Origin of the sequence: Caldimonas taiwanensis NBRC 104434, from assembly GCF_001592165.1 — a bacterium.
In the GTDB taxonomy this organism is placed as follows: Bacteria; Pseudomonadota; Gammaproteobacteria; order Burkholderiales; family Burkholderiaceae_C; genus Caldimonas; species Caldimonas manganoxidans.
In genome coordinates, this window is sequence record NZ_BCWK01000013.1 from 50,827 (window position 1) to 70,252 (window position 19,426).

A 19,426-nucleotide genomic window follows, 5' to 3' on the forward strand; every position below is an offset into this window, starting at 1 on the left:
GCGGCGCGCAAGGTCAGGGCTGGCGCTGGCGCACCTGGGTGACCAATCGACCGTCGGCCAGCACGGCGTGCACCGTCTCACCGACTTGGATCTGCCGCACCGAGACCAATGCCTGGCCCTGCGGGTCGGTGAGATAGGCATAGCCCCGCTGCAACACCCGCTGCGGATCGAGCGCCACCAACCGGGACTGCAGCGCAGCCAATCGTTGCGCTGCACTGTGGCAGTGCACCTGCGCAGCGCGCACCAGACGCTGCGCCAGTGGGCCTGGGCGCTGGCGCGCCAGCCGCAGATGCTGGGCAGGCGCGGCCGCCAGACGCTGCCCCAGCATGTCCAGCTGCGAGCGCCGGCGCGCCAACACCTGAGCGGGACGCACCAGGCGCAAGCTGGCGTGGTCCAGGCGTTGGGCCTGCTGCTCCAGCCGCCGGCCCATGCCCGCACGCAGACGGTGGGCCCAGCCTTCCAGTTCCGCCAGGCATTCATCGCGCGAGGGGGCCACCAGCTCGGCCGCGGCCGTGGGGGTGGGCGCCCGCAGGTCGGCAACGAAGTCGGCAATGCACACATCCGTCTCGTGCCCCACGGCGCTGACCACCGGGAGCGGACAGGCGGCAATCGCGCGGGCCAATCCCTCATCATTGAACGCCCACAAGTCTTCCAGCGACCCGCCGCCGCGACCGATGATGAGCACGTCGACTTCACGACGGCGCGCCGCCAGATCGAGCGCCTGCACCAGCTCTGAGGCCGCGCCATCGCCCTGGACCGACGCCGGGTAGACGATGACCTCGACATGCGGAGCGCGGCGGCGCAAGGCCGTGAGCATGTCGTGCAGGGCCGCAGCCGCCAGCGAGGTCACCAAGCCCACCCGGGAGACGAACCGTGGCAGCGGCCGTTTGCGCGCCGCATCGAACAGGCCTTCGGCCTCCAAACGCGCCTTCAGGCGCAGAAACTGCTCGTACAGCGCGCCCTGCCCGGCCGGACGCATGCTCTCGGCCACGAGCTGCAGGTCGCCTCGGGCGTCATAGACGGCCAGTCGGCCGCGGATCTCGACGCATTGCCCTTCCCGGGGTTCGAAGTCGAGCATGGCCGCCGCCCGGCGAAACATCGCCCCGCGGATCAGCGCCGGCTCGGGCGACTCATCGTCTTTGAGGGCGAAGTAGCAATGCCCGCTGGGCGCGCGCGTGAAGCTGGACAGCTCGCCTTGCACCGTGACGGCGCCGAAGCGAGCCTGCAGCTGATCGGCAATGGCCCGCAGCAAGGCCGCCACCCGCCAGGGGCCACGCGGCCCTTGGCCGTGTGCCGCTTCGAAGAAGGACATGCGCTGCATTCCCAAGCTCGGCGCGGGGTTAAAACTCCACAGCCGCGCCAAACAAGGCTCGACGCGGCGTTGTGGCTGTCATCAGCACGTCACAACGTTCCAAGTCTTTGATTCCATTGAATTTTTTTGTGCTCATGAATGCAGCAATCCGTCAGAGGGCTTGTCGCAACGCCACTTTGCGAGCGCTGCCCCCGGGTTTCCCACAAAGTTATCCACAAGATTCGTGGATGACTGACCGTCGGCGCCACGAGACCGTCGCAGATGTGCAGCACCACACGGCCCCGCACGTGGTCATCGGCGCGCTTGGGGTCATAATCGCCCCCGTCGTGACCCTCGGACCCTCACCCGCGAGGAGGTAGCTCGTTGTTTTCGATCATACAAGCCGCCGGCTGGCCGATCTGGCCGCTCATTGCGTGTTCCATCGTGGCCCTGGCCTTGATCATCGAACGCTTGTCCAGCCTGCGCAGTTCGCGCATCGCTCCGCCCAAGCTGCTCGACGAAGTCCTGTCCGTCACCCGAGCCGGCCTGCCTGCGCCGGAGGTCGTCAACAAGCTGGCCGCCAGTTCGCTGCTGGGGCAAGTGCTGGCCGCCGGGCTGCGCAGTGTGATCAACGAGCCGCGCATCAGCGAATCCAATTTGCGCATTGCCTTTGAAACCGCCGGGCGTGCGGCCGCCCACTCGATGGAGCGCTATCTCAACACCCTGGGCACCATCGCCGCAGCCGCGCCCTTGATGGGGCTGCTGGGCACGGTCATCGGCATGATCGAGATCTTTGCCTCGCAAGGGGGCACCACCGGCGGCAATCCGCAGCAGCTCGCCCACGGCATCTCGATTGCGCTGTACAACACGGCGTTTGCGCTGATCATCGCGATTCCCTCGCTGATGTTTTACCGGTACTTCCGCGGCAAGGTCGACGAGTACGTGCTCGATTTCGAACAGGCCGCCGAACGCATGGTGCCTCACTTGATGCGCTTCACCGCGCAGCGTTGAGTTCGCAAGGGCCCGTTGTGAAGAAGATGAATTTCCATCACCGCCGTACGGAGGAGCCGGAGATCGCGCTCATTCCGTTCATCGACGTGCTGCTGGTGATCCTCATCTTCCTGATGCTCACGACCACCTATTCCAAGTTCGCCGAGCTGCAGGTGAACCTGCCAGTGGCCGACGCGCAGCCGCCGCGCCAACACCCCAAGGAAGTGATCGTCTCGGTCTCGGCCGATGGACAGTATGCCGTCAATGGCCGCCTGGTGGACGGCCGCGCCGTGCACTTGCTGGCCGCCGAGATGCGTGCCGCCGCCGGCAGCACCGAGGCCGTGGTGGTGATCTCGGCCGATGCCCACGCGGCACACCAAAGCGTGGTCAACGTGATGGATGCCGCGCGGCGGGCCGGCTTGAGCCAGCTGACCTTCGCCACCCGGCTGAGCGAGCCCTCGCGGGGGCGCTGAAGGTCGTCGATTCGGTCCTTGCCCATGCCCGTGTCCGTCAGGGTCGCGATGCGCCTGCAGGCCGCTTGGAGCCGACGCGGCCCGCTGGCCTGTGCCCTGTGGCCGCTGTCGTGGCTGTACCGGACGCTGGCCACGTGGCATGGTCGCGCCTACGCCTGGGGGCTGCGGCCCCGTGAACGCCTGCCCTGCCCCGTGGTCGTCGTGGGCAATGTGGTGGCCGGCGGTGCCGGTAAAACGCCGACGGTCATTGCCACCGTGCGCGCGCTACGAGCCGCCGGTGAACGCCCCGGCATCGTATCTCGCGGCTATGGCCGCAGCAGCCGGGGTCTGTGCGAAGTCACCTCCCACAGCCCCGCCACCGAGGTCGGCGATGAGCCCTTGCTCATGCACCTGCGCACTGGCGCCCCGGTGGCCGTGGGGCGCCACCGTGCCGCAGCCGGCCGCTTCTTGTTGGCACGGCATCCCGAACTCACCGTGATCGTCTGCGACGACGGCCTGCAACATCCCCGCCTGGCTCGCGACGTCGAGGTGTTGGTGTTCGACGAACGCGGCATCGGCAACGGCTGGTGGCTGCCGGCCGGGCCACTGCGCGACCATGCAGACCGCCGCGCCGACCTGGTGCTGTACAACGCACCGGCGGCCTCGACGGCGCGGGCGGGCTGGCTGGCTCGGCGGGCCCTGGGGCCAGCGATCCCGCTGGCTCAGTGGTGGCTGGGCGCCCAGACCGGACGCCCCCTGTCCACCCTGGCCGACACCCGCGTGCTGGCCGTGGCCGGCATCGCCCATCCGCAACGCTATTTCGACATGCTGCGTGCAGCCGGCCTACACCCCGACACCCTCGCGCTGGCCGACCATCACGTCTACACGGAGGCGCCCTGGCGCGACCATCCTGCCGACGTCGTGTTGCTGACCGAAAAAGACGCCGTCAAACTGCCCCCGGGCTCGGCGCTGGCCAGTGACCCTCGGCTGCATGTGGTCGCGCTAGACTTCGAGCCCGATCCGCACTATCACTTGGCCTTGCAACGCCTGCTGCAAGGCGTTCGAGCCGCCCAAGCGGCGCAGGAAGAACACCGATGGACACCCGATTGATGGAATTGCTGGTGTGCCCCCTGTGCAAGGGGCCGCTGCAGCACGATCAACAGGCGCGCGAGCTGATTTGCAAAGCCGACCGTCTGGCCTACCCGATCCGCGACGGCATCCCGGTGATGCTCGAGAGCGAGGCACGCAGCCTGGATGCCGCGGAGTCGGCGCCGACGGAGGTGGAGGCTCCGTGAGTTTTACCGTCCTCATCCCGGCCCGGCTCGGATCCACCCGCCTGCCGCGCAAGCCGCTGGCGGATCTGGCCGGCGTGCCCATGGTGGTGCGGGTGGCACACCGGGCCCAGGCCAGCGAGGCGCACCAAGTGGTGGTGGCAGCCGATCACCCCGACATCGTGCACGCCTGCCAGGCCCATGGCGTGCGGGCCTTGCTGACGCGCAGCGACCATCCCACAGGCAGTGACCGCTTGGCCGAAGCCTGCGAGCAACTGGACCTGGGCGACCACGAGGTGGTGGTGAATGTGCAAGGGGACGAGCCCCTGATCGATCCGGCTCTGATCGATGCGACCGCCGCAGCGCTGATGATGCGCGACGACTGCGTGATGAGCACCGCGGCCCACGAAATCAGCTCACCGGCCGAATTCACGAATCCCAATGTCGTGAAGCTGGTGTGTGACGCGGCCGGGCGTGCACTGTACTTTTCGCGCGCGCCCTTGCCCTGGTGGCGCGATGGCTACGCGCAGGGCATCCGAACGCTCAGTCATCCGGCGCCCTTGCGCCACATCGGCATTTATGGGTACCACGCCGGCTTTCTGAGGCGTTTTCCGTCCTTGCCACCCAGCCCGCTGGAGCACATCGAGTCTTTGGAGCAGTTGCGCGTGCTGTGGCATGGCCATCGCATTGCCGTGCACGTGAGCGAGACCTTGCCTGCACCGGGGGTGGACACCCCCGAGGACCTCGAGCGCGTGCGCAAGCTGCTGGGCGGCTGAAAGCCAGCGCCCTGTCACGGGGAAACCCTGCCAGGTGCGTCAGTTTCGCGCAGGGCACCCCGTGATATCCTCGCCCGCAACTGGTGCCGGGCGCGCCGCGCCCGGCATGGCATTTTCCAAAGGATCCTCATGCGATTGATACTCTTGGGCGCACCCGGCGCAGGCAAAGGCACGCAAGCCAAATTCATCTGTCAGAAATTCGGCATCCCGCAGATCTCCACCGGTGACATGCTGCGCGCGGCCGTCAAGGCTGGCACCCCCTTGGGGCTGGAGGCCAAGAAGGTCATGGACGCTGGCGGTTTGGTCAGCGACGACATCATCATCGGCTTGGTCAAGGAGCGCATCGCGCAGCCCGATTGCGCCAACGGCTTCCTCTTCGATGGCTTTCCCCGCACCATCCCGCAGGCCGATGCCATGAAAGCCGCTGGCGTCAAGCTGGATTACGTGCTGGAGATCGACGTGCCCGACGAGGCCATCATCGAACGCATGAGCGGGCGGCGTGTGCATGCGCCTTCGGGGCGCACCTATCACATCAAGTACAACCCGCCCAAGGTGCCCGGCAAGGACGATGTGACCGGCGAAGACCTGATCCAGCGCGACGACGACAAGGAAGAGACGGTGCGCAAGCGGCTGCAGGTCTATCAAAGCCAAACCCGTCCGCTGGTGGACTACTACTCACAGTGGGCCGCCTCCGGCGATCCGATGGCGCCGAAATATCGCCGCATCGAGGGGCTGGGGTCGGTCGAAGACATCACCGCGCGGGCGCTGGCCGCCCTCAGTTGAGGGTTCGGCAGATCACGCATCGGGTATCACCGCGGTCACTTCGATCTCTACCTTGGCCCGGTCTTCGATGAGGGCCGACACTTCGATCGCGGTCATCGCGGCGTGGTAGTGACCAATGAGTTCTTTGTAAGCGCGGCCGATGTCGCGCTGCTGAGCGAGGTACTCGCGCTTGTCGGTCAGGTACCAGGTCATGCGCACGATGTGTTCCGGCCGGGCGCCCGCTTCGGCCAAGACCGCCACGACATTGGCCAGCGCTTGCCGGACCTGCCCGGCCAGTTCGTCGGTGTGAAACCGCCCCTGGGCATCCCAGCCGATCATCCCGGCGACGAACACCATCTGGCCGCGCACGGCCACGCCGTTGGCATAGCCCTTGGGTCGCGGCCAGTCCGGGGGTTGCAAAATCTTCATGTTCGATCTCCGTCTCGTGGGGACGCACGGTCCAGCAGTGCTCGACGCATGTCCTCGGGAATGGGGATGCTGCGATGGGTGTCCAGCGATGTGGTGACCAGCACTTGGCGGGCCGTGACGCGGGCTTGGTCGCCACAGCGCGCTCCCCAGTCCACGCTGAACGAAGCCCTGCCCACGCGCTGGAGCGTCAAACCCAGCGTGAGGATTTCACCCATACGGCTCGGGGCGATGAAGTCACAGGTCAGGCTGACCGTGGGCAGCCCGGTGCGGCGCGGGCCCAGGATCTCGGCATAGGGCAGGCCCAAAGCCTCGGTGAACCAGTCTTCGACCAGTTGGTTGAACATCACCAGATACTGAGGAAAGAACACCAACCCGGCCGGGTCGCAGTGCGAAAAGCGAATGAGCTGCGGGCGCTCGAAGGCGTGACGCTGTGCAATCCCTGGCATGAGCATGCTCACACGCCGATATAGCGATGCCACAGAGCGGGGTCGGCCCCGAGCTGTCGTGAATCGCCCTGCCAGGCCACCCGGCCGCGCTCGATGATGGTGTGATGGTCGGCCAGGCGCACCAAGCGTTGCACATATTTGTCGATCACGAGCAGGGTCTGCCCCTGCTGACGCAGCGCGCCCAGACAGCGCCAGATGTCCTCGCGGATCAAGGGCGCCAGGCCCTCGGTGGCTTCGTCCAGCACCAGCAGGCGCGGATTGGTCATCAAGGCCCGGCCGATGGCCAGCATTTGCTGCTCGCCGCCGGACAGCTGGTTGCCGAGGTGGCTGGCACGCTCCTTCAGCCGAGGAAAGAGCAAGTACACGCGCTCGAGGGTCCACGGCTCGGCGCAGGCGCAGCGATTGGCCGCGAAGGCCAGCAGGTTCTCTTGCACCGTGAGATTGGGAAAGATCCGACGCCCTTCGGGCACCACGGCCAGCCCCATGCGCGCAATGCGGTCGGGCGCTCGCCCATCGATGCGCTCGCCAAGGAAGCGGATCTCTCCTGCGTGGGGACGCAGCAGGCCCAGGATCGATCGCACCGTGGTGGTCTTGCCCATGCCATTGCGGCCCAGCAGCGTGGCCATCTCGCCGGCGGACAGGCTCAGATCGATGCCAAACAGCACCTGACTGCGGCCGTACCCGGCCTCCAAATTACGGACTTCCAACAAGGCGCTCATGCCACGGTGGCCTCGAGTTCGTCGCCCAAGTACGCGCGCTTGACCTCGGGATGCTCGCGGATGGCTTGCGGGCTGCCGCTGGCGATGATGCGGCCGGCCACCAGGGTGGAGATGCGGTCGGCCAAACGAAACACCGCATCCATGTCGTGCTCCACCAGCAGCATGGTCAGCTCGCGGCGCAGGTTTTGCAGCAAGCCGACCATGCGCTCGGACTCCTCCGGCCCCATGCCCGCCATGGGCTCGTCCAGCAGCAGCAGCTTGGGCCGCGTGGCCACCGCCAGCCCCAGTTCGAGCTGCCGCTGCTCGCCGTGAGCCAGGGCGGCGCCCAGAGCATCCAGCCGCGCGCCCAGGCCCACGCGCTGTGCGATGTCGGCGGCTTCCTCGTATCGAGCCCGCTCCTGCCGGGCAGGACGCCAGAACTGCAGGCTCGAGCCCTGACGGGCCTGGATGGCCAAGGCCAGGTTGTCCAGCACGCTCAGACGCCTGAAAATGCTGGTGATTTGGTACGACCTCACCAAGCCGCGCAGCACACGTGCATGCATCGGCAAGCGGGTGATGTCTTGGCCCTCGAAGTCGATGGATCCGGCATCGGGCCTCAGCGCACCCGAGATTTGATGGATCAGGGTGGTTTTGCCGGCTCCGTTGGGGCCGATCAAGGCATGCACCTCCCCCGGCCACACCTCCAAGCTGGCCTGGTCAGTCGCCGTCAAACCGCTGAAGCGCTTGACCAAGCCTTTGAGTTCGAGCAGCGGTGTCGCGCTCATGGCAACTCCTTCGCGAACAACCCCATCAGGCCCCGCGGGGCCGCCAGCACCACCAGCAACAACACCGCCCCCACGCCGAACTGCCAATGGATGGTGTAGCCCAACGCAATTTCCTCCAGCAGCAGGAAGACCACTGCACCGACGAAGCCGCCGTAGAGATGGCCGACGCCACCGAGGATGACCATGATCATCAGCGCGCCGGACTGCTGCCAGCTCATCAAGGCCGGGCTGACGATGCCACTGTGGTTGGCCATCAGCGCGCCGGCCAGGCCGGCCATGGCGCCGGCCAGCACGAAAGCCACGAGCTTGTAGCGATACACCGCAAAGCCGATGGCCACCATGCGCGTCTCGTTTTCGCGCTGGGCTTGCAGCACATGACCGAAGCGGGCATTGAGCAGCCGCCAGATGAAGACGAAGCAGGCGGCGAAAAGAACCAGCACCACGTAGTAGAAGTGCATGTCCTCACGCAGGTTCAGCCCCAGGCCCAGCTCGCTGCGCTGCGGCAGCGGCAGGCCATCCTCGCCGCCATAGTCGCGCAGCGAGATCATCACGTAGTAGAGCATTTGGGCAAAGGCCAGTGTGATCATGATGAAGTACACACCGCGCGTGCGCAGGCTGATCGCGCCGATGCCCAGCGCGAACAGGCCGCCCATCAGGGCCGCCAGAGGCCAGCTCACCCAGGCCGAGACCACGCCATGGACCATGGCGATGCCCACGGTGTAGGCCCCGATGCCCAAGAACGCCGCATGGCCGAAGCTCACCATGCCACCGAAGCCCAGGATGAGGTTGAGACTGGTGGCAGCCAGCGCCAGAATGAGGATGCGACTGCCCAGACTGATGTAAAAGGCCTCGTCCAACGCCTGCGCCACCAGCGGGAAGGCCACGAGCAGCACCAGCACGGGCAAGGCCCAGCGCAGGTGCAGCCGATGGTCCAGCAGCCCTTGCGGCGGCATGGGTGCCGTGTTCTGCGGCAGCGCTTGGCCGGCCATGGAGGCGGTGCTCGCAGTGGCGTGCATCGAGTCGCTCATGATGTCTTCAACCTCGCGCCGGGAACAGCCCTGCGGGCTTCCAGAACAGCACCACGGCCATCAGGACGTAAATCAGGATCGAGGCCAGCGCCGGCCCCACGCCGGAGGCCGCAGCCGGCCCCAGCAGGCCACTGAGGGCCACGGGAACGAAGGTGCGTCCCAGCGTATCGACCACGCCCACCAGCAGCGAGCCCATCAGGGCACCACGCACCGAGCCGATGCCGCCGATCACGATGACCACGAAGGCCAGGATCAGGATGTTCTCGCCCATGCCCACCTGCACGGCCACCAGCGGGCCCAGCAGACCGCCGGCCACGGCGCACAATGCCGCGCCCACACCGAAGACCGCCGTGAACAGCCTGCGCACGTCCGCCCCCATGGCCAGCGCCATCTCGCGGTCGGAGGCGCCGGCACGCACTTGCATGCCCACCCGCGTGCGCGTGATGAGCAGAAACAGGCCCAAGGCGACGGCCAGCCCGACCCCGATGATGAGCAGTCGGTACGCGGGATAGCTGAAGCCATCCCAGAGCTCGACCGGGCCGGCCAGCGCCGCCGGCGGGTTGAGCAAGATGGGCTGGGACCCCCAGATCATGCGCACGGCTTCGTTGCACATGAGCAGAATCGCAAAAGTGCCCAGCACCTGGGAGAGGTGATCACGCTGGTACAGTCGCCGCAGGATGGTGAACTCCAAGGCCATGCCGAAGATCGCCGTGCCCACGACGCCGGCAGCCAACCCCGCGGCAAAGGAGGCGGACGCCTGGGCCACGGCCGCCGTGAGGTAGGCGCCCACCATGTAGAGCGAGCCATGGGCCAGGTTGATCATGTCCATGATGCCGAAGACCAGGGTCAGCCCGGCCGCCAGCAAAAAGAGCATGAGTCCGAATTGCAGGCCGTTGAGAGCCTGCTCGAGGATGAGCGTCAGGGTCACGGTCGCGCCTTGGGTTTATTTCATGTTGCAGGCGCCCACGTAGGCGTCGGCGTGGTTCTTGAACACCGTGCCCAAAGTGCGGTTGGTGATGCGACCCTGGGCATCCTTGTGCACGATGCGCAGGTAGTAGTCCTGGATGGGGTACTGATTGGTGTTGAACTTGAACGCCCCGCGCACGGACTTGAAGTTGGCTGCTTGCAGCGCCTTGCGCAACGCGGCCTTGTCCTCGATCTTGCCCTTGACGTCACGCACGGCGGCATCGATGAGCATGGCCGCGTCATAGCCTTGCGAGGCATACAGCGACGGCAGTCGGCCGTATTCCTTTTGGAAATCGGCCACGAAACGTTTGTTCTGCGGGTTGTCGAGGTCATGCGCCCATTGCGAGGTGTTGAACATGCCCAGCATGGGCTCGCCCACCGCGCGAATGACGTCCTCGTCGGCCGAGAAGCCGGGGCCGAACAAAGTGGTGTCCTTGGACATGCCCGAGGCCACGAACTGCTTGATGAAGTTGATGCCCATGCCGCCGGGCAGGAAGATGTACATGGCATCGGGCCGGGCGGCGCGCACCTGGGCCAGTTCGGCCGCATAGTCGAGCTGGCCCAGGCGGGTGTAGATCTCCGAGACCACCTCGCCGCCTTGGTAGTAGCGCTTGAATCCGGTCAGGGCGTCTTTGCCGGCCGGATAGTTGGGCGCCAGCAAGGCCACGCGCTTGTAGCCCTTGTCGGCCACCGTCTTGCCCACGGCTTCGTGCAGGTTGTCGTTCTGCCAGGCCACGTTGAAGAAGTAGGGATTGCACTGCTGGCCGGCATATTGCGAAGGGCCGGCGTTGGCGCTGATATAGAAGGTTTGGTTCTCGAAGATGGGTTGGCCCACGGCCAGCATCACGTTGGAGAAGACCACACCGGTCATGAAATCCACCCGGTCGCGCTTGAGGAGGCGCTCGGTGGTTTGTTTGGCGGCGTCTGGGCTTTGCTGGTCGTCGACGATGATCACCTCGGCGGGCAAGCCGCCGAGCTTGCCGCCGGTGTGCTTGAGCGCGAGGTTGAAGCCGTCACGGATGTCGATGCCCAGGCCGGCCCCCGGTCCGGACAGCGTGCTGAGAAAGCCGATCTTCACTTTGTCGGCCGCCAGGGCCGGCATGGCCAGCGCGCCGGTCGCCAGCACGGCGCACACCAGGGGTCGTGGAATCAGTCGCATGGGACATTCTCCTTGGTTGAGGGATCAGGCCGCCGAGCATGCCCGAGCCGGGCCGTTCAGGGTGAGCGGGTTCATACCGAGCGCAGCTTGAATCGCTGCAGCTTGCCCGTCTCGGTGCGCGGCAACTGCTCGCGAAACTCGATCGCACGCGGATACTTGTAGGGTGCCACGGTGCGCTTGGCGAAGTCTTGCAGCTCGCGCACCATGGCCTGGCTCGGCACATGGCCCTCGCGCAGCACCACGAAGGCCTTGACGATCTGGCCGCGCTGCTCGTCGGGCACACCGATCACGCCGCATTCGGCCACGGCCGGATGCTGCAGCAGGCAGTCCTCCACCTCGACGGCGGCGATGTTGTAGCCGGCCGAGACGATCAAGTCGTCGGTGCGGGACTGGTAGTGGAAATAGCCATCCTCGTCCACAATGTAGGCATCCCCCGTGAGATTCCAGCCATGCTGGACGTACTGGCGCTGGCGCTCGTCGGCCAGGTAGCGGCAGCCCGTGGGGCCTTTGACCGCCAAACGACCCAAGGTGCCTGGAGGCACCGGGCGCCCTTCGTCGTCGAGCACGCAGGCTCGGTAGCCGGGTACCACGGTGCCGGTGGCGCCAGGACGGGCATGCGCCTCGTCGGCCGAGATGAAGATGTGCAGCATCTCGGTCGAACCGATGCCGTCGATCATCTCGATGCCGGTGTGCTCCTTCCACAGCGCGCGCGTGGCCGCCGGCAAGGCTTCTCCAGCGGACACACATTTGCGCAGGCTGCCGCCGCGGGGCGCGCCGATGCGCAGCTGGCCGGCCTGTGCTGCCATCGCACGGTAGGACGTAGGCGCCGTGAAGAGCACCGTGGCGCCAAAGCGTGGGATGGCCTCCAGCAACATCGGCGGACTGGCCTTGTCCAGCAGCACGCTGCAGGCCCCGATGCTCATCGGAAACAGCAGCAGACCGCCCAAGCCGAAGGTGAAGGCCAGCGGAGGGCTACCGATGAAGACATCGTCGGCGCGGGCCTTGAGCACATGGCGCGGCCAGCACGCACAGACGGCCATCACGTCACGGTGGAAGTGCATCGTGCCCTTGGGCTCGCCGGTGGTGCCCGAGGTGAAGGCGATCAAGCAAATGTCGTCCGCAGCGGTGTGGACATTGTCGAAGGACGGCGATTGCCGCGCCATCGCGGCCTCCAAACCCTGCGGCGTCTCCTCATGGAAGTAGCGGATCTCGCGCAGCACCGGATGCTGGGCCGCGGCCAACTGCAGTTCCGCCGCCAGCGCAGCGTCGCACAGCGCATGGCTGACCTGGGCCTTGTCGATGATCTGACCCAGCTCTTTGGCGCGCAGCAGCGGCATGGTGGCCACCGCGATGCCGCCGGCCTTCATCACCGCGAACCAGCAGGCGGCCATCATCGGGTTGTTGGGCGCACGCAGCAACACCCGGTTGCCCGGCACCAGGCCCATCTCACGCACCAGCACGTGCGCGATGCGGTTGGCCCGGTCTTGCAGATCGGCATAGGTCCAACGCACGCCCCCCGGGGCCTGTAGGCACAGGCGCTCGCCCTGGCCCTGCGCCACCCAGCGGTCCAACAGCTCGGTGGCACAGTTCAAGCGCTCAGGGAACTGCAGTTCGGGCAGCTCGAAGAGAAACTCAGGCTGCCACTGTGGCGGCGGCAGACGGTCGCGGGCGAAGGTGTCCACGTGCGAGGTTCTCGTCGTCATGGCTGGCCCCTTTCCTTCACGTCTTTGAGCAGTTCGCGGGCGATGATGAGCTGCTGTACCTCGGTGGCGCCCTCATAGATGCGCAAGGCGCGGATCTCCCGGTACAGGCGCTCGACCGGCATCTCGCGAACCACCCCGAGCCCGCCGAAGATCTGCACGGCCGCATCGATGACTTGCTGCGCCCCCTCGGTGGCGCACATCTTGGCCATCGCCGCCTCGCGCGTGACACCACGGCCTTGGTCGCGCTGCCAGGCTGCTCGGTACGTGAGCAGGGCCGCGCTGTCCACCGTGGCGGCCATCTCGGCCAACTTGGCCTGGGTGAGCTGGAAATCGGCCAGACGCTGGCCGAACATCCGCCGTGTGGTGGCGCGCTGCAGCGCCTCGTCCAGGGCGCGGCGGGCAAAGCCCAGGGCAGCGGCGGCCACCGAGGTGCGAAAGACATCGAGCGTGCGCATGGCCAGCTTGAAGCCCTCGCCGGCCGGCCCGATGCGCTGGCCTGCCGGCACCCGGCAGCCGGCCAAACGCAGTCGGGCCAACGGATGTGGAGCGATCACCTCGATGCGCTCGGCAATCTCCAAACCGGGCGTGCCCGCCTCGACGATGAACGCGGAGATGCCCCGCGCCCCGGGTGCTTCGCCCGTGCGGGCGAACACCACGTAAAAGTCGGCAATGCCGCCATTGGAAATCCAGGTCTTCTCTCCATCGAGGACATAGTCGCCGCCCTCCTGGCGGGCCGTGCAGGCCATCGCCGCCACGTCCGAGCCGGCTTCGGGTTCGGACAGTGCGAAGGCGGCAATGGCCTCGCCGCGGACCACACGCGGCAGCCAGGCAGCGCGCTGCTCGGGGCTGCCAGCCAGGCTGATCGCCCCGGAGCCCAGCCCTTGCATGGCAAACGCAAAGTCGGCCAGACCCGAGTGACGCGCCAGGGTTTCGCGGATCAGACAAAGGGCACGGGTGTCGATGGTTTCGCCCGCCCCACCGTGGGCCGTGCCTGCCACCGCATGGCGCAACCAGCCACCCTGCCCGAGCGCACGCACCAGCGCGCGACACGCGGCATCGACGTCGTGATCGTGAACCTGCGGCACGTGAACGCGCGCCCAGGCCTCGATCCCCCGTGCGAGTTCCCGGTGACGTGGCTCGAAGAATGGCCAGTCCAGGTCGGCGGTTGCGGCCATCTCAGTTCCCCTGGAACACCGGGCGCTGCTTGGCCACGAAGGCCTCATAGGCGCGACGGAAGTCCTCGGTCAGCATGCAAATCGCCTGCGCCTGGGCCTCGGCCTCGATGGCCTGGTCCAGCCCCATGTTCCACTCCTGGTGCAACATGGTCTTGGTGATGCCGTTCGCAAAGGTCGGGCCGGCGGCGATCTCGCGGGCCCATTGCCAGGCTTCTGGCACCAGGGCCTCGGGCGCACACAAGCGGTTGAAGAAGCCCCACTGCAGGCCTTCCTCGCCGCCCAGCGTGCGGCCGGTGTAGAGCAGCTCGCTTGCACGCCCGTGTCCGATGATCCGCGGCAACATGGCGCAGGCTCCCATGTCGCAGCCGGCCAGACCGACGCGGTTGAACAGAAAGGCCGTCTTGCTGCGCGCAGTGCCCAAACGCAGGTCGCTGGCCATGGCCAGGATGGCACCGGCGCCGGCGCACACCCCGTCGACCGCCGCGATGATCGGCTGCGGACAGGCCCGCATCGCTTTGACCAGGTCACCGGTCATGCGCGTGAACATCAGCAGCTCGGGGGCCTTGAGCTGCACCAGCGGGCCGATGATCTCGTGCACGTCGCCGCCCGAGCAGAAATTGCCCCCCGCGCCCGAGAGCACCACGGCCTTGACGTCTACCGCATGCTGCAGGGCCCGGAAGAGGTCGCGCAGCTCGGCATAGGCGTCGAAGGTGAGCGGGTTCTTGCGCTGCGGGCGGCTCAGGGTGATGTGAGCCACGCCGTGGTCGCACTGCCACAGGAAGTGGCGCGCACCGTAGCCCGAGAGTTCACGCCGGTTGCCGGCAGCCAGGGCCGGGTCCAGGCCAATGGGTGTGGAGGGATCGCTCATGCAAGCTCACTCGATGCAGTGGATGACGAAGGAGCGGCTTGGCGTGCGGCCATGTGCACACGCAGCTCGCCCAGCAGCTCGTACAGGACCTTGCGATCGGACGCTCGCAAGTCGGAAAAGAACTCGATGACCCAGGCCTCGTGTTCGGCGGCGATGCGCTCGAAGACGCGGCGGCCTTCGGCGGTGAGCCGCAGCTGAAATGCACGCCGATCCTCGGGGGACGGCTCGCGCAAGACGAGCCCCTCCTTCTCCAGCTCGTCGGTCAGCCCGGTGATGCTGCCGCCGGTGACCATCCGGTAGCGCGACAAGGCGCTCATGCGCAAACCTTCGGGATGTCGGTACAACTGAGCCAGGTAGTCGAAGCGGGACAAGGTGATGCCAAAGCGCGCACGCAGACGCTTGCGGATCTCGGTTTCGATCTGGGTGCTGCAGGCCAACAAGCGCAACCACAGCTTGAGCGCCATGTGATCGTCCGAGGCCGCGCGAGCCTCCAAGCCGATGCTGTGCTCATCCAGGCCGCTCACGAGACGGAGTTTGGAGCCGCGCTTCACATGACCTCCCCGCCACTGACCGAGATCGCCTGCCCCGTCACCGCCGCGGCGGCCTCTGCGCAAAACCAGGCCACCGCATCGGCCACCTCCTCGGGCTGCACCAGGCGGCCCTGGGGGTTGGCGGCGGCCAGCTCGGCACGCACCTGGGCTGGGCTGCGTCCGGTCTTGGCGACGATGCCTTCGATGCTGTGGCGCAGCAGGTCGGTCTCGGTATAGCCCGGGCACACGGCGTTGACCGTGATGCCCTGGCGGGCCAGCTCCAAGGCCAACGCGCGTGTCAGGCCCACCACCCCATGCTTGGCCGCGGTATAGGCCGTGACGTAGGCATAGCCGCGCAAGCCGGCCGTGCTGGCGACGTTGACGATGCGGCCCCAGCCGGCCTGCAGCAGATCAGGCAGCGCAGCGCGAGTGCACAGGTAGGTGCCGGTGAGGTTGACATCGAGCATGCGCTGCCACAGCGCCAGATCGGTCTTGGCCAACGGCGCGCTTTCGGCCTGGCCGGCGTTGTTCACGAGGATCTCCACTGGGCCAGACACCTCACGCGCCCGGGCAAAGGCCCGTTCCACCGACGCCACGTCGGCCACGTCCACGGCCGCCACCGCGTGCCCCGGCCCCGGCAATTGCGCGCGCAAGGCTTCGAGGGCCTGCGCCGTGCGCCCCATCAGCGTGAGCCGGTGCCCCTGCGCGGCCAGACGGCGCGCAATGGCCGCACCGATGCCGCGAGCCGCACCGGTGATGACGGCATGTCGCGCGGTGACCATGCTCACACCCCCAAGGCTCGGTTGGCCTGTTCGGCCGCGGCCAGGCGGCCTGACATCGCCCTCTCGCGCTCCAGGTTGCGCTCGAGCTGGCTTTTGGCCGATAGATACTGCACCGGCCAGTCCACATCGCCATAGCCGAGCCGGGCAGCCTCCAGCAGCGTCCATGACGGGTTGGCCAAGTGCGGGCGTGCGATCGCACACAAATCGGCCCGGCCGGCGGCGATGATGCCGTTGACTTGGTCGGCCTCGGTGATGGCCCCAACCGCGATCGTGGCGATGCCGGCCTCGTTGCGCACGCGATCGGCAAATGGCGTCTGATACATCCGACCGTACACCGGCTTTTGATGGGGGCTGACCTGCCCCGAGGAACAATCGATCACATCGGCGCCCACGGCCTTGAAGGCCCGGCCGATGGCCACTGCATCGTCCGGGGTGATGCCGCCTTCCACCCAGTCGTGCGCGGAAATGCGCACCGACATCGGGCGATCCTGCGGCCAGACCTCGCGCAGCGCGGTGAACACCTCCAGCGGGTAGCGCAAGCGGTTGGCCAGCGACCCACCGTACTCGTCGGTGCGCCGGTTGGTCAGCGGCGAGATGAAGCTCGACAGCAGGTAGCCGTGGGCGCAGTGCAACTCCAGCCAGTCGAAACCGGCCTGCGCCGCACGCCGAGCCGCCGCCACGAAGTCTTCGCGCACGCGATCCATGTCCTGGCGAGTCATGGCACGCGGCAGCGGCCCATCGTCGAGGTAGGGCACGGCCGAGGCCGACAGCAGCGGCCAATTGCCCTTGCGCAGCGGCCGATCGGCCCCGTCGTCCTTCCAGGGGATGTTCGTCGAGCCCTTGGCGCCCGCATGTCCGAGCTGCATGCCGATCTTGGCATCGGTGTGGGTGTGCACGTAATCGACGATGCGCTTCCAGGCCTCGCGCTGGGCATCGTTCCACAGGCCCGGACACCCCGGGGTGATGCGCGCCTCGGGCGACACGCAAGTCATCTCGGCAAACACCAAGGCGGCCCCGCCCATGGCCCGCGCCCCCAAGTGCACCAGGTGATAGTCGCCCGGCAGCCCCTCGACGGCCGAGTATTGCGCCATCGGCGAGACGACCACACGGTTCTTCAAGGTCACGCCGCGCACGCTGAAGGGCGTGAACATCGGCGGCACCGGCGCGCGGCCGGCTCGTGACGGCCCCCCGCAGCGCTCGGCCAGCCAGCGCTCGAAGCCCTCCACATAGGCTTTGTCACGCAAACGCAGGTTCTCGTGGCTGATGCGCTGACTGCGCGTCAACAACGAGTAGGCGAACTGCTCGGGCGGCAAGTTCACATAACGTGAGACGTTCTCGAACCACTCGGTCGAATTGCGCGCCGCATTCTGGATGCGCAACACCTCGACGCTGCGCACGGCTTCGTAGTCGCGCAAAGCCGCGGCCAGGTCGCCGGGATGACGCTGGATGCTGCGCACCAGCTCGATCGCATCCTCCAGCGCCAGCTTGGTGCCCGAGCCGATCGAGAAATGAGCCGTGTGGGCCGCATCGCCCATCAACACCACCGGTGCGCGGCCGTTGTGATGCACCCAGGTCTTGCACACCACGCGCGGAAACTTGATCCACTGCGCCGAGCCCCGCAGGTGGGCGGCATTGGACATCAGCTTGTGGCCATCGAGGTACTTGGCGAAGAGCCGCTCGCAAAAGGCGATGGACTCCTCCTTCCCCATCTTGTCCAGCCCCGCTTTGAGCCAGACCTCCTCGGGCGTCTCGACGATGAAGGTGGATGTGTGGGCATCGTAGCGGTAGGCATGCGCCTGGAACCAGCCGTGTTCGGTCTCCTCGAACGCGAAGGTGAAGGCTTCGAACAGCTTGTGCGTACCCAACCACACGAAGCGGCAGCGCCGCACATCGATGTCGGGCTGGAAGATCGCGGCGTACTTGTTGCGAATGCGGCTGTTGAGCCCGTCGCTGGCGATGATGAGATCGGCATCGGGAAACTCTTCATCGCCGCCCACTTCGGTCTCGAACACCAGCTTGACCCCCAGGGCCTCACAACGAGCCTGCAGGATGTTGAGCAGACGCTTGCGCCCGATGCCGCAAAACCCATGCCCGCCCGAGCGGATCGTGCGTCCGCGAATGTGCACGTCGATGTCGTCCCAGTGGTTGAAGGCGTCGAGGATCTGCGAGGCCGTCTCGGGGTCGGCCTGCTGCAAGTTGCCCAGGGTCTGATCCGAAAACACCACCCCCCAGCCGAAAGTGTCATATGGGCGATGCCGCTCGACCACGGTGACGTCATGGGACGGATCGGCACGCTTCATCAGCAATGCAAAGTACAGGCCGGCCGGGCCGCCTCCGATGCACACGATCCTCATGCCCATGATCCCAAGGGGTGGCGATGAAATTAATTTAGACCTCAAGTATTTGGTATTCAAGCAATTCACCCTCAGGATCAACCCCACCCGGGTTTTCACTGGGGCCTTCGGTCGCCCTTTTGGCCGTTGCGAGGTTTGGGCCACAATTGACGTTTACGTCAACGTCATTTCGACCCCCATCCACACGAGGAGCGCATTCATGGACATTCAAGGCAAAGTCTTCATCGTCACCGGTGGTGCCTCGGGCCTGGGCGAAGGCACGGCGCGCATGCTGGCGCGTGAAGGCGGCAAAGTCGTGATCGCCGACCTGCAGGTCGACAAGGGCGAGGCCGTGGCCCGCGACATCGGCGGCGCGTTCGTGAAATGCGACGTGGCCAGTGAGGACGATGGCAAGGCCGTGGTCGCCCAAGCCGTCGCGTTGGGCAAGCTGGTGGGCCTGGTCAACTGTGCCGGCATCGCTCCGGCGGTCAAGACCGTCGGCAAAGACGGCGCCCATCCGCTGGCCGTCTTTACCAAGACGATCACCGTCAACCTGATCGGCACCTTCAACATGATCCGCCTGGCGGCCGAGGCCATGTGCAAAAACGACCCCGAGCCCACGGGCGAGCGCGGCGTGCTGATCTCCACCGCCTCGGTGGCAGCCTATGACGGCCAAATTGGACAAGCGGCCTATTCCGCCTCCAAGGGCGGGGTGGTCGGCATGACGCTGCCGATTGCCCGCGACCTGGCACGCAACGGCATTCGCAACATGACGATCGCCCCTGGCATCTTCGGCACACCCATGCTGTTTGGCATGCCCAAAGAGGTGCAAGACGCCCTGGCCGCCAGCGTGCCCTTCCCCAGCCGCCTGGGCACCCCCGAGGATTACGCCAAGCTCGTGCACCAGATCATCACCAACGAGATGCTCAACGGCGAAGTGATCCGCCTGGACGGCGCGATCCGGCTGGCACCCCGCTGAGCC

Annotated in this window: 21 protein-coding genes; 7 read left to right on the forward strand and 14 right to left on the reverse strand. The window is 66.7% G+C overall.

Going from position 1 to position 19,426, the window contains the following annotated elements; translation table 11 throughout:
• Positions 1 to 13: 13 nt before the first annotated feature.
• Positions 14 to 1,312 carry an exodeoxyribonuclease VII large subunit gene (xseA, locus tag CTA01S_RS11810; RefSeq protein WP_232301058.1) on the reverse strand — a complete coding sequence of 433 codons (1,299 nt, stop codon included), beginning with the start codon at positions 1,310 to 1,312 and terminating at the stop codon, positions 14 to 16.
• A 363-nt stretch (positions 1,313 to 1,675) separates the two neighbouring features.
• Between xseA and CTA01S_RS11815 the strand changes: the two genes are divergently transcribed.
• From CTA01S_RS11815 to adk, 6 genes are all read left to right on the forward strand, one after another.
• On the forward strand, positions 1,676 to 2,302 hold the full coding sequence (locus CTA01S_RS11815; RefSeq protein ID WP_019559370.1) for a MotA/TolQ/ExbB proton channel family protein: 627 nt from the start codon (positions 1,676 to 1,678) through the stop codon (positions 2,300 to 2,302).
• A 26-nt stretch (positions 2,303 to 2,328) separates the two neighbouring features.
• Positions 2,329 to 2,754 (forward strand): ExbD/TolR family protein, encoded by a 426-nt coding sequence (locus CTA01S_RS11820; protein WP_062195792.1) that lies wholly within the window; start codon positions 2,329 to 2,331, stop codon positions 2,752 to 2,754.
• A gap of 24 nt (positions 2,755 to 2,778) precedes the next feature.
• Entirely contained in the window at positions 2,779 to 3,843 is a 1,065-nt protein-coding gene (lpxK, locus tag CTA01S_RS11825) for a tetraacyldisaccharide 4'-kinase (RefSeq protein ID WP_062195793.1), read from the forward strand.
• Positions 3,828 to 4,028: a Trm112 family protein gene (locus tag CTA01S_RS11830; protein ID WP_062195796.1), complete on the forward strand. Its 201-nt coding sequence runs from the start codon at positions 3,828 to 3,830 to the stop codon at positions 4,026 to 4,028. Before lpxK ends, CTA01S_RS11830 begins: the two co-directional genes overlap by 16 nt.
• On the forward strand, positions 4,025 to 4,780 hold the full coding sequence (kdsB, locus tag CTA01S_RS11835; protein ID WP_062195799.1) for a 3-deoxy-manno-octulosonate cytidylyltransferase: 756 nt from the start codon (positions 4,025 to 4,027) through the stop codon (positions 4,778 to 4,780). Before CTA01S_RS11830 ends, kdsB begins: the two co-directional genes overlap by 4 nt.
• Positions 4,781 to 4,909: 129 nt before the next feature.
• Entirely contained in the window at positions 4,910 to 5,563 is a 654-nt protein-coding gene (adk, locus tag CTA01S_RS11840; protein WP_026329922.1) for an adenylate kinase, read from the forward strand.
• A 12-nt stretch (positions 5,564 to 5,575) separates the two neighbouring features.
• Here adk and CTA01S_RS11845 read toward each other — a convergent pair whose 3' ends face one another.
• From CTA01S_RS11845 to CTA01S_RS11905, 13 genes are all read right to left on the reverse strand, one after another.
• A complete protein-coding gene (locus tag CTA01S_RS11845; protein WP_019559364.1) occupies positions 5,576 to 5,971 on the reverse strand; it encodes a RidA family protein in 396 nt (131 codons plus the stop codon).
• Positions 5,968 to 6,423 carry an acyl-CoA thioesterase gene (locus tag CTA01S_RS11850; RefSeq protein WP_062195801.1) on the reverse strand — a complete coding sequence of 152 codons (456 nt, stop codon included), beginning with the start codon at positions 6,421 to 6,423 and terminating at the stop codon, positions 5,968 to 5,970. Before CTA01S_RS11850 ends, CTA01S_RS11845 begins: the two co-directional genes overlap by 4 nt.
• A 2-nt stretch (positions 6,424 to 6,425) precedes the next feature.
• Complete coding sequence (locus tag CTA01S_RS11855; protein ID WP_062195803.1) at positions 6,426 to 7,136, reverse strand: ABC transporter ATP-binding protein; 711 nt, start codon at positions 7,134 to 7,136, stop codon at positions 6,426 to 6,428.
• Positions 7,133 to 7,900 carry an ABC transporter ATP-binding protein gene (locus tag CTA01S_RS11860; RefSeq protein ID WP_062195805.1) on the reverse strand — a complete coding sequence of 256 codons (768 nt, stop codon included), beginning with the start codon at positions 7,898 to 7,900 and terminating at the stop codon, positions 7,133 to 7,135. Before CTA01S_RS11860 ends, CTA01S_RS11855 begins: the two co-directional genes overlap by 4 nt.
• Complete coding sequence (locus CTA01S_RS11865; protein WP_371326097.1) at positions 7,897 to 8,928, reverse strand: branched-chain amino acid ABC transporter permease; 1,032 nt, start codon at positions 8,926 to 8,928, stop codon at positions 7,897 to 7,899. The genes CTA01S_RS11860 and CTA01S_RS11865 overlap by 4 nt, the downstream gene beginning before the upstream one ends.
• 7 nt (positions 8,929 to 8,935) lie before the next feature.
• The gene (locus CTA01S_RS11870; RefSeq protein WP_062195807.1) at positions 8,936 to 9,856 is read right to left on the reverse strand and encodes a branched-chain amino acid ABC transporter permease; all 921 of its coding nucleotides are present in this window, start codon (positions 9,854 to 9,856) and stop codon (positions 8,936 to 8,938) included.
• 15 nt (positions 9,857 to 9,871) lie between these two features.
• Positions 9,872 to 11,053 carry an ABC transporter substrate-binding protein gene (locus CTA01S_RS11875; protein WP_062195809.1) on the reverse strand — a complete coding sequence of 394 codons (1,182 nt, stop codon included), beginning with the start codon at positions 11,051 to 11,053 and terminating at the stop codon, positions 9,872 to 9,874.
• A gap of 71 nt (positions 11,054 to 11,124) precedes the next feature.
• Positions 11,125 to 12,756, reverse strand: a complete 1,632-nt coding sequence (locus CTA01S_RS11880) for an AMP-binding protein (RefSeq protein ID WP_062195811.1) — start codon at positions 12,754 to 12,756, stop codon at positions 11,125 to 11,127.
• Positions 12,753 to 13,931 (reverse strand): acyl-CoA dehydrogenase family protein, encoded by a 1,179-nt coding sequence (locus tag CTA01S_RS11885; RefSeq protein ID WP_062195813.1) that lies wholly within the window; start codon positions 13,929 to 13,931, stop codon positions 12,753 to 12,755. The genes CTA01S_RS11880 and CTA01S_RS11885 overlap by 4 nt, the downstream gene beginning before the upstream one ends.
• A 1-nt stretch (position 13,932) precedes the next feature.
• On the reverse strand, positions 13,933 to 14,799 hold the full coding sequence (locus CTA01S_RS11890; protein ID WP_062195815.1) for an enoyl-CoA hydratase family protein: 867 nt from the start codon (positions 14,797 to 14,799) through the stop codon (positions 13,933 to 13,935).
• Positions 14,796 to 15,350 (reverse strand): MarR family winged helix-turn-helix transcriptional regulator, encoded by a 555-nt coding sequence (locus CTA01S_RS11895; RefSeq protein ID WP_019559354.1) that lies wholly within the window; start codon positions 15,348 to 15,350, stop codon positions 14,796 to 14,798. The genes CTA01S_RS11890 and CTA01S_RS11895 overlap by 4 nt, the downstream gene beginning before the upstream one ends.
• On the reverse strand, positions 15,347 to 16,111 hold the full coding sequence (locus CTA01S_RS11900) for an SDR family NAD(P)-dependent oxidoreductase (RefSeq protein ID WP_062195817.1): 765 nt from the start codon (positions 16,109 to 16,111) through the stop codon (positions 15,347 to 15,349). The genes CTA01S_RS11895 and CTA01S_RS11900 overlap by 4 nt, the downstream gene beginning before the upstream one ends.
• A gap of 2 nt (positions 16,112 to 16,113) precedes the next feature.
• A complete protein-coding gene (locus tag CTA01S_RS11905; protein ID WP_062195835.1) occupies positions 16,114 to 18,465 on the reverse strand; it encodes a bifunctional salicylyl-CoA 5-hydroxylase/oxidoreductase in 2,352 nt (783 codons plus the stop codon).
• Between the two features lie 199 nt (positions 18,466 to 18,664).
• On the opposite strand from CTA01S_RS11905, the gene CTA01S_RS11910 reads away from it, so the two are divergent.
• A complete protein-coding gene (locus CTA01S_RS11910; RefSeq protein ID WP_019559351.1) occupies positions 18,665 to 19,423 on the forward strand; it encodes a 3-hydroxyacyl-CoA dehydrogenase in 759 nt (252 codons plus the stop codon).
• The last annotated feature ends 3 nt before the right edge of the window (positions 19,424 to 19,426 follow it).

Coding starts and splice junctions, on each gene's coding strand:
- xseA (WP_232301058.1), bottom strand. CDS start 1,312: ATGTCCTTCTTCGAAGCGGCACACGGCCAAGGGCCGCGTGGCCCCTGG.
- CTA01S_RS11855 (WP_062195803.1), bottom strand. CDS start 7,136: ATGAGCGCCTTGTTGGAAGTCCGTAATTTGGAGGCCGGGTACGGCCGC.
- CTA01S_RS11830 (WP_062195796.1), top strand. CDS start 3,828: ATGGACACCCGATTGATGGAATTGCTGGTGTGCCCCCTGTGCAAGGGG.
- lpxK (WP_062195793.1), top strand. CDS start 2,779: ATGCCCGTGTCCGTCAGGGTCGCGATGCGCCTGCAGGCCGCTTGGAGC.
- CTA01S_RS11880 (WP_062195811.1), bottom strand. CDS start 12,756: ATGACGACGAGAACCTCGCACGTGGACACCTTCGCCCGCGACCGTCTG.
- CTA01S_RS11860 (WP_062195805.1), bottom strand. CDS start 7,900: ATGAGCGCGACACCGCTGCTCGAACTCAAAGGCTTGGTCAAGCGCTTC.
- CTA01S_RS11885 (WP_062195813.1), bottom strand. CDS start 13,931: ATGGCCGCAACCGCCGACCTGGACTGGCCATTCTTCGAGCCACGTCAC.
- CTA01S_RS11845 (WP_019559364.1), bottom strand. CDS start 5,971: ATGAAGATTTTGCAACCCCCGGACTGGCCGCGACCCAAGGGCTATGCC.
- CTA01S_RS11875 (WP_062195809.1), bottom strand. CDS start 11,053: ATGCGACTGATTCCACGACCCCTGGTGTGCGCCGTGCTGGCGACCGGC.
- adk (WP_026329922.1), top strand. CDS start 4,910: ATGCGATTGATACTCTTGGGCGCACCCGGCGCAGGCAAAGGCACGCAA.
- CTA01S_RS11905 (WP_062195835.1), bottom strand. CDS start 18,465: ATGAGGATCGTGTGCATCGGAGGCGGCCCGGCCGGCCTGTACTTTGCA.
- CTA01S_RS11865 (WP_371326097.1), bottom strand. CDS start 8,928: ATGAGCGACTCGATGCACGCCACTGCGAGCACCGCCTCCATGGCCGGC.
- CTA01S_RS11900 (WP_062195817.1), bottom strand. CDS start 16,111: ATGGTCACCGCGCGACATGCCGTCATCACCGGTGCGGCTCGCGGCATC.
- CTA01S_RS11820 (WP_062195792.1), top strand. CDS start 2,329: ATGAATTTCCATCACCGCCGTACGGAGGAGCCGGAGATCGCGCTCATT.
- CTA01S_RS11850 (WP_062195801.1), bottom strand. CDS start 6,423: ATGCTCATGCCAGGGATTGCACAGCGTCACGCCTTCGAGCGCCCGCAG.
- CTA01S_RS11890 (WP_062195815.1), bottom strand. CDS start 14,799: ATGAGCGATCCCTCCACACCCATTGGCCTGGACCCGGCCCTGGCTGCC.
- CTA01S_RS11910 (WP_019559351.1), top strand. CDS start 18,665: ATGGACATTCAAGGCAAAGTCTTCATCGTCACCGGTGGTGCCTCGGGC.